This is a genomic window from Nonomuraea sp. CA-218870 (assembly GCF_050936535.1).
GTDB classification, from domain to species: Bacteria; Actinomycetota; Actinomycetes; order Streptosporangiales; family Streptosporangiaceae; genus Nonomuraea; species Nonomuraea corallina.
On the sequence record NZ_JBNJMN010000002.1, the window covers coordinates 755,629 to 769,405 of the forward strand.

11 protein-coding genes are annotated in these 13,777 nt (G+C 72.1%); 8 read left to right on the forward strand and 3 right to left on the reverse strand.

All coding sequences use genetic code 11. The annotated features are described in order from the left end of the window. Positions 1-38: 38 nt before the first annotated feature. The 8 genes from ligA (at position 39) to ACQEUU_RS32245 (ending at position 10,591) form a co-directional block, all read left to right on the forward strand. On the forward strand, positions 39-2,231 hold the full coding sequence (ligA, locus tag ACQEUU_RS32210) for an NAD-dependent DNA ligase LigA (RefSeq protein ID WP_433072897.1): 2,193 nt from the start codon (positions 39-41) through the stop codon (positions 2,229-2,231). Positions 2,232-2,388: 157 nt separating this feature from the next. Beyond that, the gene (locus ACQEUU_RS32215; RefSeq protein ID WP_433072899.1) at positions 2,389-4,488 is read left to right on the forward strand and encodes a putative bifunctional diguanylate cyclase/phosphodiesterase; all 2,100 of its coding nucleotides are present in this window, start codon (positions 2,389-2,391) and stop codon (positions 4,486-4,488) included. A gap of 113 nt (positions 4,489-4,601) precedes the next feature. Next, positions 4,602-4,901, forward strand: a complete 300-nt coding sequence (gatC, locus tag ACQEUU_RS32220) for an Asp-tRNA(Asn)/Glu-tRNA(Gln) amidotransferase subunit GatC (RefSeq protein WP_433072901.1) — start codon at positions 4,602-4,604, stop codon at positions 4,899-4,901. Then, complete coding sequence (gatA, locus tag ACQEUU_RS32225; RefSeq protein WP_433072903.1) at positions 4,898-6,391, forward strand: Asp-tRNA(Asn)/Glu-tRNA(Gln) amidotransferase subunit GatA; 1,494 nt, start codon at positions 4,898-4,900, stop codon at positions 6,389-6,391. Before gatC ends, gatA begins: the two co-directional genes overlap by 4 nt. A 17-nt stretch (positions 6,392-6,408) precedes the next feature. Beyond that, on the forward strand, positions 6,409-7,233 hold the full coding sequence (locus tag ACQEUU_RS32230; protein ID WP_433072905.1) for an AAA family ATPase: 825 nt from the start codon (positions 6,409-6,411) through the stop codon (positions 7,231-7,233). Beyond that, a complete protein-coding gene (locus ACQEUU_RS32235; protein WP_433072907.1) occupies positions 7,230-7,496 on the forward strand; it encodes a hypothetical protein in 267 nt (88 codons plus the stop codon). Before ACQEUU_RS32230 ends, ACQEUU_RS32235 begins: the two co-directional genes overlap by 4 nt. A 49-nt stretch (positions 7,497-7,545) precedes the next feature. Then, positions 7,546-9,051 carry an Asp-tRNA(Asn)/Glu-tRNA(Gln) amidotransferase subunit GatB gene (gene gatB / locus ACQEUU_RS32240; RefSeq protein WP_433072909.1) on the forward strand — a complete coding sequence of 502 codons (1,506 nt, stop codon included), beginning with the start codon at positions 7,546-7,548 and terminating at the stop codon, positions 9,049-9,051. Positions 9,052-9,247: 196 nt separating this feature from the next. Beyond that, complete coding sequence (locus ACQEUU_RS32245; RefSeq protein WP_433072911.1) at positions 9,248-10,591, forward strand: MFS transporter; 1,344 nt, start codon at positions 9,248-9,250, stop codon at positions 10,589-10,591. Between the two features lie 55 nt (positions 10,592-10,646). On the opposite strand, the gene ACQEUU_RS32250 is transcribed toward ACQEUU_RS32245, so the two are convergent. The 3 genes from ACQEUU_RS32250 to ACQEUU_RS32260 are packed head-to-tail and all read right to left on the reverse strand — an operon-like array spanning position 10,647 to position 13,645. Beyond that, positions 10,647-12,167, reverse strand: coding sequence for a tripartite tricarboxylate transporter permease (locus ACQEUU_RS32250; protein WP_433072913.1), 1,521 nt, complete (start codon positions 12,165-12,167; stop codon positions 10,647-10,649). Next, positions 12,168-12,680: a tripartite tricarboxylate transporter TctB family protein gene (locus tag ACQEUU_RS32255; RefSeq protein ID WP_433072915.1), complete on the reverse strand. Its 513-nt coding sequence runs from the start codon at positions 12,678-12,680 to the stop codon at positions 12,168-12,170. Then, positions 12,680-13,645, reverse strand: coding sequence for a tripartite tricarboxylate transporter substrate binding protein (locus ACQEUU_RS32260; RefSeq protein ID WP_433072917.1), 966 nt, complete (start codon positions 13,643-13,645; stop codon positions 12,680-12,682). The genes ACQEUU_RS32255 and ACQEUU_RS32260 overlap by 1 nt, the downstream gene beginning before the upstream one ends. Positions 13,646-13,777 lie beyond the last annotated feature (132 nt).

Sequence of the window (13,777 nt, forward strand, 5' to 3'; positions counted from 1 at the left end):
ACCGTTCTGCCTGGGGGTCCGTACGGGAAGGAGACGCCGTGAGCGAGCCGAGCGAGCTTGAGGAGGCGCCCGCGGCGGCGCGGGAGCGGCACGCCGAGCTGAGCGAGCTGGTCGAGGAGGCGCGCTACCGCTACTACGTGGAGGACGCGCCGACCGTCAGCGACGCGCAGTTCGACACCTGGTTCAACGAGCTGCTGGGGCTGGAGAAGGCCCACCCGGAGCTGCAGACGCCCGACTCGCCCACGCAGAAGGTCGGCGCTCCGGTCTCTGGGGAGTTCGCCAAGGTCCGCCACCTGGCCAGGATGGAGAGCCTCGACAACGTCTTCGACGCCGAAGGCATGGCCGCCTGGCAGGCCAGGGCGGAGCGGCTGGCCGAAGGCGATCCCGGCCCCTACCTCTGCGAGCTGAAGATCGACGGGCTGGCCATCGCGCTGGTCTACCGCGACGGCAGGCTGGAGCGCGGCGCCACCCGCGGCGACGGGCGGATCGGCGACGACGTGACCGCCAACGTGCGCACCATCAGGGACATCCCGCACCGGCTCACCGGCGACGACGTCCCCAGCCTGGTCGAGGTGCGCGGGGAGGTCTACATCCCGGTCGAGGACTTCAAGCGGCTCAACGAGCAGCTCGTCGAGGAGGGCAAGCCGCCGTTCGCCAACCCGCGCAACTCCGCCGCCGGCACGCTGCGGCAGAAGGACCCGCGCGTCACCGCCAGGCGGCCGCTGCGCATGCTGGTCCACGGCGTGGGCGTCTGGGAGGGCGCGGCGGAGCCGCAGTCGCAGTCGCAGGTCTACGACCGGCTGCGCGCGTTCGGGCTGCCGGTGAGCGACCTCTACCGGGTGGTGGACGGCGTCGACGAGGTCGACGCCTACATCGAGCACTACCGCGAGCACCGCCACGACCCCGCCTACGAGATCGACGGCGTGGTGGTGAAGGTCGACCGGTTCCGCGTCCAGCGGGAGCTGGGCTCGACCTCGCGGGCGCCGCGCTGGGCCATCGCCTACAAGTACCCTCCCCAGGAGGTCAACACCAGGCTGCTCGACATCCACGTCGGCGTGGGCCGCACCGGCAGGGTGACGCCGTTCGGGGTGATGGAGCCGGTGGTGGTGTCCGGCTCGACGGTCACCCGGGCGACGCTCCACAACGCCGCCGTGGTGGCCAAGAAGGGCGTGCTCATCGGCGACACGGTCATCCTGCGCAAGGCCGGTGACGTGATCCCCGAGATCATCGGGCCGGTCACCGCCCTGCGCGACGGCGCCGAGCGGCCGTTCGTCATGCCTACCCACTGCCCCGAGTGCGGCACCGAGCTGGCCTACGAGCAGGAGGGCGACGCCGACCTGCGCTGTCCCAACGCCCGCGGCTGCCCCGCGCAGATCCGCGAGCGCCTCTACTTCGCCGCCCACCGCAACGCGCTCGACATCCGCGGCCTGGGCTACGTCGCCGCGACCGCGCTCACCCAGCCGGTGCCGCCGCTGGAGCCGGCGGTGCGCACCGAGGCCGACCTGTTCGACCTCACGATCGAGAGGCTGGCGCCGATCAGGTCGGTGGTCCGCGACCAGGAGTCCGGCCTGCCCAAGCTCGACCCCAGGACCGGCGAGCAGAAGATCGTCTCGCTGTTCTCCAACGCCGACGGCAACCCCAGCCAGGCCGCCCACCAGCTCATCGCCGAGCTCGACCGGGTCAAGCGGGAGGCGCCGCTCTGGCGGGTGCTGGTCGCGCTGTCGATCCGCCACGTCGGCCCGCCCACCGCACAGAAGCTCGCCGCCGAGCTGCGCTCCATCGACGCCGTCATGAACGCCACGGAGGAGGAGCTGGCCGCGGTCGAGGACATCGGCCCCCGGATGGCGGTCACCATCAGGGAGTGGTTCCAGGTCGACTGGCACCGCGAGATCGTGGAGCGGTGGCGGGCCGCGGGCGTCCGGATGGAGGAGGAGGCGCCGGCCGTCTCCGAGCTGCCCCAGACGCTGGCGGGGCTGACGTTCGTGGTCACCGGCACACTCCCCGCCCACACCCGCGACGAGGCGGGCGCGGCGCTGACGGCCAGGGGCGGCAAGGTGACCGGCTCGGTGTCGAAGAAGACCTCGTTCCTGATCGCCGGCGAGAACGCCGGGTCCAAGTACGACAAGGCGGTGAGCCTCGGCGTCCCGATCCTGACCGGCGAGGGCTTCGCGGTCCTGCTCGACCGCGGGCCCAAGGCGGCGGCGGAGCTGGCGGTCACCCCCGAACCGTAATTGTCGGGAAGTTTCTGCGGATACAGGGCGTTGACCAGGTAACTACGGAGGGTGGGTGTCTGCCGGGGAGGAGATGTGACGGAACGTACGCACTTGGCTTCACGAAGTGGGTTATGGTCGTACCCTCCCATAGGGACCTAATGGGGGTTTCGTTACGATGACTGACCCAACCGACACTCGCGACACCGGGCCGCGCGCCGGCACGCCTCTGTGGGCGTTCCTCGCGGGCGTCACCGTGATCGGCTTCACCGCCCTCCTCGTGGCCGTGCTGAGGCTCGATCCGGGCCCGTCGACGGAGCTCGTCCGCACGCCGCTGTTCTGGATGCTCGCCGTGCTGGTGATCCTGGGCGAGCTGCGGCCGGTCATGGTGTCCTCCGCGACCGCGGTGGGCGGCACGTACCCCTCGGCCATGTTCACCTTCGCGGTCCTGCTCTACTTCGGGCTGCCCGTGGCGGTGCTCATGCAGGCCGTGGCCATCACCGTCAACGCGATGGTCACCCGCAAGGCCTGGCACCGGGCGATGTTCAACGTCGCCCAGTCCACGCTCGCGCTCACCGCCGCGGCCGTCGTGATCGGCGCGTTCGGCCACGTGCCCAGCCCCGCCGTGCCGTGGGTGCCGAGCGGCGACGACCTGCCCGCCATCGTGCTGTCCGGCCTCGCCTACTTCACCATCAGGGCCGCCCTCGTCTGCGGCGCCGTCGCGCTGCACGAACGCCGGTCCATCCTGCGGGTGCTGCGCGCCTCGGTCGGCCCGCAGGCCCTGGTGTACGCCGGACTCCTCGGGCTGGCCCCGCTGGTCGTCGTCGTGATGAACCACTCACCCGGGCTGGTGCCGCTCTTCGTGGCCCCGCTCGCGGCCGTCTACTTCACCGCCACGCTCTCCATGCGCCGCGACCACCAGGCGCTGCACGACGAGCTGACCGGGCTGCCCAACCGCAAGATGCTCATCGTCAGCACCGAGGAGGCGCTGGCCGAGTCCCGCCAGGACGAGCGGGTCGGCCTGTTCCTCATCGACCTCGACCGGTTCAAGGAGGTCAACGACACGATGGGCCACCCGGTCGGCGACCGGCTGCTGCAGCTCGTCGCCCACCGGCTCACCCACTCGGTGCGGCCGGGCGACGTGGTGGCGCGGCTCGGCGGCGACGAGTTCGCCGTGCTGCTGCCGTCCATCAGGGACGCGCACGCCGCCCGCGAGGTGGCCGCCCGGCTGCGGGCCGCCCTCACCGAGCCGGTGCGGCTCGAAGGCATGTCGTTCGACCTCGACGGCTCCGTCGGCATCGCCCTCTTCCCCGACCACGCGCCCGACTTCGAGCTGCTGCTCCAGCGCGCAGACGTGGCGATGTACCTGGCCAAGGAGGGCCGCACCGGCGTCGAGATCTACCAGCCGGACAAGGACCGCAACTCGCCCGAGCGGCTCAACCTGCTGGGCGACCTGCGCCGCGCGATCGACGGCGGCGAGCTGTGCCTGCACTACCAGCCCAAGGTCGCCCTGGCCGGTGACGCCGGGGGAGCCGGGGGAGCCGGGGGCGCCGTGTACGGGGTCGAGGCGCTGCTGCGCTGGCGCCATCCGATCCACGGGGCGATCGGGCCGTCCGACTTCATCCCGCTGGCCGAGCAGTCCTACCTCATGCGCCAGCTCACCGCGTACGTCATCGAAGAGGCGCTGGAGCAGGCCGCCCGCTGGTGGCACACCGGCCTGCGGGTGCAGATCTCAGTCAACATCTCCGCCCGCGACCTGCTCGGCCACGCCCTGCCCGAGCAGCTCGAAGCCGGGCTGGCCAGGCTCAGGCTGCCGCCGGCGGCCATCCAGCTGGAGGTCACGGAGCGCATTCTGACCGGCGAGCAGGCGTACACCCAGGAGACCATCAAGGCGCTGGCCGCGCTGGGGGTGCCGCTCGCGCTCGACGACTTCGGCACCGGCTACTCCTCGCTCATCCGGCTGCAGCGGCTGGCGATCTCCGAAGTGAAGATCGACTCCTCCTTCGTGCGCCGCATGGCCGACTCCGCCGCCGACGACCGCATCGTCCGCTCCATCGTCGACCTGGTCCGCTCGCTGGGGCTGCGCTCCGTGGCGGAGGGCGTCGAGTCCGAGGCGGTCGCCCTGCGCCTCGCCGAGATCGGCTGCGACCTGGGTCAGGGGTGGCTGTTCTGCGAGCCGATGCCGGCCGCCGACGCCACCGCCTGGCTCCGCGAGCGCCTCGCGGCCGTCCAGGAGCTCGGCCACGGCCTGCGGCCCGAGGTGACCCAGAGCGTCTGACCGGCCCGCGACACGGCGCGTGTTTCCAGGTGGTTAACGATTCTGAGGCGATCCGTCGACGCCCCTAGGATGTGAGTGTCCCAACTCCATCCACGAAACGGGTTCAACGACTCATGTCCGCCATAACCCGCGACGAGGTCGCGCATCTGGCCCGGTTGTCCAGGCTGGCGCTCACCGACGACGAGCTCGACCACTACGCCACGCAGCTCGATGCCATCATCGAGTCGGTCGCGAAGGTGGCCGAGGTCGCCGCCGGGGACGTGCCGCCATCGTCGCACGCTCTGCCTCTGACCAACGTCTTCCGTCCCGACGAGGTGCGACAGTCTCTGACGCCCGAGCAGGCCCTCTCCGGGGCTCCCGCCGTCGAGGACGACCGCTTCCGGGTGCCGCGCATCCTCGGGGAGGAGGCATGAGCCTGATCCGCAAGACCGCGGCCGAGCTCGGCGCGATGATCGCCGCTCGCGAGGTGACGGCGACCGAGGTGGCCGAGGCCCATCTCGACCGGATGGCGGAGGTGGAGCCTCAGGTCAAGGCGTTCCTGCACGTCGACCGTGAGACCACGCTGGAGCAGGCGGGGGCCGTCGACGCCAGGCTGCGGGCCGGGGAGAGGCTCGGGCCGCTGGCCGGGGTGCCCATCGCGCACAAGGACATCTTCGCCACCCGCGACATGCCGACCACGGCCGCGTCCAAGATCCTCGAAGGCTGGCGCCCGCCCTACGACGCGACCGTCACCCGGCGGCTGCGCGAGGCCGGCCTGGTCATCCTGGGCAAGACCAACCTGGACGAGTTCGCCATGGGCTCCTCCACCGAGAACTCGGCCTACCACGTCACCTGCAACCCGTGGGACCTGACCCGGGTGCCCGGCGGCTCGTCGGGCGGCTCCAGCGCCGCCGTGGCCGCGTACGAGGCGCCGCTGGCGACCGGCACCGACACCGGCGGCTCGATCCGCCAGCCTGCCGCCGTCACCGGCATCGTCGGCATGAAGCCGACCTACGGCGGCTCGTCCCGCTACGGCCTGATCGCGTTCGCCAGCTCGCTCGACACGCCCGGCCCGTTCGCCCGCAACGTGCTCGACGCGGCGCTGCTGCACGAGACGTTCTCCGGCCACGACGCGATGGACTCCACCTCCATCGACGCGCCTGTGCCCTCCGTCGTCGAGGCCGCGCGCCACGGCGACGTCTCCGGCATGCGGATCGGCGTCGTCAAGGAGTTCGCCGAGGGCGAGGGCGCCCAGCCCGGCGTGCTGGCGCGCTTCAACGAGACGGTCCAGCTCCTGGAGTCGCTCGGCGCCAAGGTCGTCGAGGTGTCCTGCCCGTCGTTCGCCAGCGCCCTGCCGGCCTACTACCTGATCGCGCCGTCCGAGTGCTCCTCCAACCTGGCCCGCTTCGACGCGATGCGCTACGGCCTGCGCGTCGGCGACGACGGCGAGCGCAGCGCCGAGGAGGTCATGGCGCTGACCCGGGCCGCCGGGTTCGGCCCCGAGGTCAAGCGGCGCATCATGCTGGGGACGTACGCGCTGTCGAGCGGCTACTACGACGCCTACTACGGGCAGGCGCAGAAGGTCCGCACGGTCATCTCGCGCGAGTTCGAGGCCGCCTACCACCAGGTCGACGTGCTGATCTCGCCGACGACGCCGACGACGGCGTTCCCGATCGGGGAGCGGGCCGACGACCCGATGGCGATGTACCTCGCCGACCTCTACACGATCCCGTCCAACCTGACCGGCAACGCGGCCATCTCGGTGCCGTGCGGCCTGGCCGACGAGGACGGCCTGCCGGTCGGACTGCAGATCATGGCCCCGGTGCTGGGCGACGACCGCTGCTACCGCGTCGGCGCCGCCGTGGAGCGGGCCCTGGAGAGCCGCTGGGGCGGCAGCCTCCTGGCCAAGGCCCCGGCGCTCTAGGGAAGGGGGACGGCGGCGTGCTGACTCGGATCGAGATCGACGGGTTCAAGTCCTTCCTGGACTTCGAGCTCGACGTGCCGCCGTTCCTCGCGCTGGTCGGGCCGAACTCGAGCGGGAAGTCCAACCTGCTGGACGCGCTGGCCTTCCCCCTGGACGCGGTGCAGAAGATCTGGCCGAAGGAGGCCGCCTCCTGGCATTTCCACGTGCCGGAGCCGGCCGCGATGCGAAGGCCGGTGACCGCCTTCGACCGTCGGCCGCTCGCCGAGAACGCCGGAAACCTGGCCGCGGTGCTCGGGCGCATGGCGGACACCGGCGAACTGGACGACCTCATGGTGGATCTGTCCGCGCTGGTGCCCGACGTGACCGGGGTCAGGCCGGTGCTAGACGAGAGTCAGGAGGAGTGGTCGTTCGACATCCTGGTCGACCACGAGCCGGTGCCGGGCCGGTTGGCCTCCGACGGGACCCTGAGAGTGCTGGCGCTCCTGGCCGCGCTGTACGACCAGGCGTCGTCCGGGCTGCTCATGGTGGAGGAGGTCGAGAACGGCCTCCACCCGAGCAGGCTCGGGGAGCTGCTGCGGCGGCTGGCCCGGCGGGTCGGTGCGACGGGGAACGCCTGGCGTCAAGTGATCTTGACCACGCACTCGCCGGTGGCCGTGTCCGCGCTCTACCAGTCGGCGCCGGGCGCGCTCGTCTTCCTCGACTCGGCCTGGCGCACCGGCGGTGGCGGCCCGCGCTCGCGGGTCACGGTGGCCAAGCCGGTGCGGAACGAGGGCGAGCCGGGCACGTTCGTGTCGCCCAGGCAGGTGCGCGCCTATCTCAGCACGGTGGGGGGGCCGCCATGAGCCGGCCTCTCGTGCCAGGGCTGGTCGCCGAGGGCGACACCGACGAGGTCTTCCTCGGCAGGGTCATCGCGCGTCAGCTCCGTGCCCTCACGGACTTCGCCCCCCGGCCAAAGGTGCTGGCCGGGATCGCCCATCGTGAGGTCGGCGAGTACTTCGCCTTCGCCGGTGACCACGTCTCTCTTGAAACGCTCGCCCAGCTTCCGGCTTACGGAGTGTGGGTCGAAGCGACCACGCGGGTGCTGAGAAGCGAGGGCTTCTTGTGAGCGGCCGGTTGATGTTTCGAACGCGACGATTTGAACGAAGGACTGCATCATGACTGTCGAGACGGCCATGCCGTACGACGAGGCGCTCGAGCGCTTCGAGCCGGTGCTCGGGCTGGAGACGCACGTCGAGCTGGGCACCGAGTCGAAGATGTTCTGCGGCTGCAAGACCACGTTCGGGGCGCCGCCCAACTCGCAGGTCTGCCCGACCTGCCTGGCGCTGCCGGGGTCGTTGCCCGTGGCCAACGCGAAGGCGATCGAGTCCACGATCAGGATCGGCCTCGCGCTGAACTGCTCGATCGCCGAATGGTGCCGCTTCGCCCGGAAGAACTACTTCTATCCGGACATGCCGAAGAACTACCAGATCTCCCAGTACGACGAGCCGCTCTGCTTCGACGGCTACCTCGACCTGGAGGTCGGCGGTGAGACCGTGCGGATCGAGATCGAGCGGGTCCACCTGGAGGAGGACACCGGCAAGTCCACCCACGTGGGCGGCGCCACGGGCCGCATCCACGGCGCCGACTACTCGATCGTCGACTACAACCGGGCCGGCATCCCGCTGGTCGAGATCGTCACCAAGCCGATCCCCGGCACCGACCGGCTCGCGCCCGAGGTGGCCAAGGCATACGTGACCGAGCTGCGGGAGATCATGCGCTCGCTGGGCGTCTCCGACGTGCGCATGGAGGAGGGCTCGCTGCGCTGCGACGTGAACGTCTCGCTCATGCCCCGCGGCTCTTCCGAGTGGGGCACCCGTACCGAGACCAAGAACGTCAACTCGCTGCGCAGCGTCGAGCGCGCGGTGCGCGGCGAGATCGAGCGGCAGGCCGCGATCCTCGCCGACGGCGGCCGGATCGTGCAGGAGACCCGCCACTTCCACGAGGACACCGGCACCACCACGTCCGGCCGGTCCAAGGAGGAGGCGCAGGACTACCGCTACTTCCCCGAGCCCGACCTGGTGCCGATCGCGCCGGACTCGACCTGGGTGGCGGAGCTGAAGGCGGCCCTGCCCGAGCTGCCGTCGGTCAAGCGCAAGCGGCTGCAGGCCGAGTGGGGGCTGTCCGACCTCGACATGCAGGCCATGCACAACGCCGACGCCATCGACCTGGTGGAGGCCACGGTCACCGCGGGCGCGCCCGCGGCCGACGCGCGCAAGTGGTGGATGGGCGAGCTGGCCCGCCGCGCCAACGAGTCCGGCCGGGCGCTGGCCGACCTGCCGATCACGCCCTCCCAGGTGGCCCGGGTGACCGAGCTGGTCGCCTCCGGGGCGCTCAACGACAAGCTGGCCCGTGAGGTGCTGGAGGGCGTGCTCGACGGCGAGGGCTCCCCCGACGAGGTGGTCGACCGGCGCGGCCTGAAGATCGTCAACGACGAGGGCGAGCTGTCGGCCATGATCGACGAGGTGCTGGCGAGCAACGCCGACGCCGCCGACAAGGTGCGCTCCGGCAAGATCGCCGCCGTCGGCGCGCTCGTGGGCGGCGTGATGAAGGCCAGCCGGGGCAAGGCCGACGCGGCCCAGGCCCGCCGGCTCATCCTGGAGAAGCTCGGCGTCTCCGAATAACTCCAGCCGATGGCTCCGGCCGCTCACGGCCCCGCCGCCCGCCCCGGGCCGCGGGGCCGTGGCGCGCGGGCCTTGGGGCGCGCGGGCCTTGGGGCGTGCGGGCCTTGGGGCGTGCGGCCTAGGACGATCTGCCGGGCGGGACCTAGGACCGGCGCTGGAGGCGGCCGGCCCGGGCCGTGCCCTACGGTTCCGTGCTGTGAAGAAGACATCCGCATTGACGGCGGGCCTGGTGGCGATGGTGTCACTGGTGGCCTTCGAATACGTGGCGGTCGCGGTCGCGATGCCGGTCGTGGCGGCCGAGCTGGGCGGCCGGGAGCTGTACGGGCTGGCGTTCAGCAGCGCGCTGGCGGCCGGGGTGGTGGGCACGGTGCTCGGCGGCCGGTGGGCCGACCTGCGCGGGCCGCTCGCGCCGCTGTGGACCGGCGTGGCCGCGTTCATCGGCGGGCTGACGCTGGCGGGGCTGGCGCCCGTCATGGAGGTGCTGATCGCCGGGCGGCTGATCCAGGGGTTCGGCGGGGCGCTGGTGAACGTGGCGCTGTACGTGGTGGTGGCCAGGGTCTATCCCGAGGAACTGCACCCACGGGTGTTCTCGCTGTTCGCCACCGCGTGGGTGGTGCCGTCCATGGTGGGGCCCGCGGTCGTCGGCCTGATCACGGAGACCGTGGGGTGGCGCTGGGTGTTCCTGCTGGTGCCGTTCCTGACGGTGGCGGCCGGGCTGGTGCTGGTGCGCGGGCTGGCCGGGCAGCCGGTGCACGGCGGCCACGCCGCCCAGGCCCGGGGACTCCTGGGCAAGATCGCGTGGGCCGCGGTGACGGCCGTGGCCGCGGTCCTCATGCAGTACGGGAGCGACGACCGGTTCCCGCTGCTGGCGATCGGCCTGCTGGTGCTGGCGGTGGCGCTGCCCAGGCTGCTGCCCGCCGGGACGCTCAGGGCGGTCAGGGGACTGCCCGCGGTGGTGGGGCTGCGCGGGCTGGCCACCGGGGCGTTCTTCGCGGCCGAGGTGATGGTGCCGCTCATGCTGCACGACGAGCGCGGCATGTCGCCCTTCACGGCCGGGATCGCGCTCACCGGTGGGGCGCTGACCTGGTCGTTCGCCTCCTGGCTGCAGGGGCGTGAGGTGTTCGGCCGTGGCACGAACCTGTGGCTGGGCTCGGCGGCGCTGTCGGCCGGCATCCTGGCGATGGGGGCGGTGGCGATCCCCGGGGTGCCGCTGGCGCTGGCCTACCCGGCGTGGATCGCGGCCGGGTTCGGGATGGGGCTGATCTACCCGACGCTGTCGGTGCTCACGCTGGAGTTGTCGGCCCCCGCCGAGCAGGGCGAGAACAGCGCGGCGCTGCAGCTGGGCGAGTCGGTGTTCTCGGTGACCGCGGTCGCCGTCACCGCCGCGCTGTTCACCGCGACGGACTCGGCGTACTGGACGGTGTTCGCCGCGGCCCTGGTCATGGCGGCGTCCGGGCTGCTGATCGTGCGCCGGGCCGTGGGCGCGCCGTCCAGCGGCGCGCCGGCCGGGGCGGCCCGCCAGGCCGCTCCGACGGCGTGACACGGCCGGTCTCAAGCGGTCGGCCCGGCCCCGGGCGTCACCGGGGCCGGGGCGGTCAATCCTCCCGCGAGACCGGCAGCGGCGGCATCCGCCGCCGGGCCATGTGACGGCGGAGCAGCGGCGTCAGCAGGGCCAGCAGCGCCAGCACGAGCAGCGCCGCCGCGACCGGGCTGCGCACCAGCACCGTCACGTCGCCGGCGCCGATGGCCAGCGCCCGGCGGAGCTGGATCTCCGCCATCGGCCCGAGGATCATGCCGATCACCGCCGGCGCGATCGGCAGCCCGAACCGCCGCATGGCGAACCCGAGCAGACCCAGCAGGAACAGCACCACGAGGTCCACCGCGCTGGCGTTCAGCGCGTAGACGCCGAGCGCGGCGAACATGATGATCCCGGCATAGAGGTACGGGCGCGGGATCCGCAGCAGCTTGGCCCAGAGCGGGGCGAGCGGCAGGTTGAGCACGAGCAGCATGGCGTTGCCGATGAACAGCGACGCGATCATGGCCCACACCAGGGCCGGGTTGTGGTCGAAGAGCTGCGGCCCGGGCTGCAGCCCGTACTGCTGGAAGGCCGCCAGCATGATCGCGGCGGTGGCGGAGGTCGGCAGCCCGAGCGTGAGCAGCGGCACGAGCGTGCCCGCGGCCGAGGCGTTGTTGGCGGCCTCCGGCCCGGCCACGCCCTCGATCGCGCCCCTGCCGTACTCCTCCCGCGCCACCCCGCGCGCCAGCTTCTTCTCGGCCGCGTACGACAGGAACGTGGGGATCTCGGCGCCGCCGCCCGGCAGCGCGCCGAACGGGAAGCCGAGCGCGGTGCCGCGCAGCCACGGCCGCCACGACCGCCCCCAGTCGGAGCGGCCCATCCAGGCCCTGCCCACCGGCACCACGTCCGGCGGGGCGTGCCGCAGCCGCGAGGCCACGTACAGCGCCTCGCCCACCGCGAACAGCCCGACCGCCACGATCACCACGTCGATGCCGTCGAGGAGCTGCGGGATACCCAGCGTGAGCCGGGCCTGCCCGGTCTGCTGGTCGATGCCGACGAGCCCGATCGCCAGGCCCAGCCCGAGCGAGGCCAGCCCGCGCACGACCGACCGGGACAGCACCGACGACACCGCGGTGAAGGCCAGGACCGCCAGCGCGAAGTAGTCCTCGGGGCCGAAGGAGATGGCGAAGTCGACCACGACCGGCGCCGCGAACACCAGCAGCGCGGTGGCGATCGTGCCCGCCACGAACGAGCCGATGGCCGCGGTGGCCAGCGCCTGCGCGGCCCGCCCGCGCCTGGCCATCTTGTTGCCCTCCAACGCGGTGATCATGGAGGAGGACTCGCCGGGCGTGTTGAGCAGGATGGAGGTGGTCGAGCCGCCGTACATGCCGCCGTAGTAGATGCCGGCGAACATGATGAACGCGCTGGCCGGCGGCACCGTGAAGGTGATCGGCAGCAGCAGGGCCACGGTCATCGCGGGCCCGATGCCGGGCAGCACGCCGACCAGGGTGCCGAGTGTGACGCCGACGAGCGCGTACAGCAGGTTGACGGGCGTGAGCGCGGCGGCGAACCCGTCGAGCAGCAGCCCCAGGGACTCCACTCAGATCACCCCCGACAGCAGCCCGGCGGGCAGTGTGACGCCCAGCCCCTTGACGAACACCAGGTACGTGCCGGTCGCGAGCACCATCGCGATCACGGCGGCGCGGAGCCTGTGCTCGGCGCCGAGCGCCACCGACAGGCCGAAGAACAGCAGGCTTCCCGCGATGACCCAGCCGAGCACGTCCAGCACCGCGGTGAAGGCCAGGAAGACGCCGCTGACCAGGCCGACGCCGCGCCAGTCGGCGGGCGCGGCGGCGTCCACGTCCTCGCTCTCCTCTGGGTCGCCGTGCCCGCCGCGCAGCACGTCGGCCACGTAGAACAGGCCGATCAGGATCATCGCGCCGCCGACCAGCATGGGGAAGAACCGCGGCCCCGGCCCGAGCCGGGAGGCCGCTGCCGACACGTCGAGCGTGCCCACGACGACGAGCACGCCGAGGCCCAGCACCACGAGCGCCAGCCCCAGTTCGGGCCGCCACCGGCCACGCTTGTCCGCGGCCTCCTCAGGAGAGGACATCAGGACACGAGCCCCATTTCGGCGATGATGCCCTTGACCCGGGTCTCCTCGGACCGCAGGTAGTCGGCGAACTCCTGGCCGGTCATGAACGAGTCGATCCAGCCGTTCTTGGCCACCGCGTCCTTCCAGGGCTGCGAGGCGTGCATCTGGGTCACCAGGTCGGTCAGCGCCTTCTTGTCGGCGTCGGCGAGCCCGCCGGGGGCCACGAAACCGCGCCAGTTGGCCAGCTCCACGTCCAGGCCGCCCTCCTTGAGTGTGGGCGCGTCCAGCGCGGGCAGCCGCTCGCCCGAGGTGACGCCGAGCGCCCGCAGCTTGCCGGACTTGACGTGCTCGGCGAACTCGCCGACGCCCGAGACGCCGATGGTCACCTTGCCGCCGAGCAGCGCGTTGAGCGCCTCGCCGCCGCCGGAGTGCGCGATGTAGTTGACCTGCTTGGGGTCGATGCCCGCGGCCTTGGCCATGAGCCCGGCCACGATGTGGTCGGTGCCGCCGGCGGAGCCGCCCGCGACCGACACCTTCGCCGGGTCCGCCTTCCAGGCGGCCACCAGGTCCTGCAGCGAGGTGAGCGGGGACTGCGCCGGAACGACGACGATCTCGTACTCCTCGGTCAGCTTGGCGATCGGGGTCGTCTCCGCGAGCGTGACCTTGGACTTGTTCTGCTCGATGGCGCCGACCATGACCAGGCCCATCGTCATCAGCAGGTTGCCGTTGCCCTTCTCGCCGGCGAGCTGGGCCAGCCCGATCGTGCCGCCGGCGCCGGGGACGTTGAAGACCTCGACCCCGCGGTCCGGCATCACGGACTTCAACGCCTGCTCCGCGGTGCGGGACGTCTGGTCCCAGCCACCGCCGGGCGAGGCGGGGGCCATGATGCGCAGGGTGCTGGTGCCGGCGCCGCCGCTGCCGCCGCAGCCGGTCAGCGCGGCGAGGGAGAGCGCCGCGAGAGCGGCGAGGACGCGCATACGCATGAATCACTCCAGGGGGTTCTCACATCTCTGGACCCTGGATCGTGCGGGCCGGGAGCCGCCGCGTCGAGACTGCGCAGGTAGCGTTCGTAATGGTCGTATCGGTCGCGACCGGGCCGTGACCTGGCGCTGTTT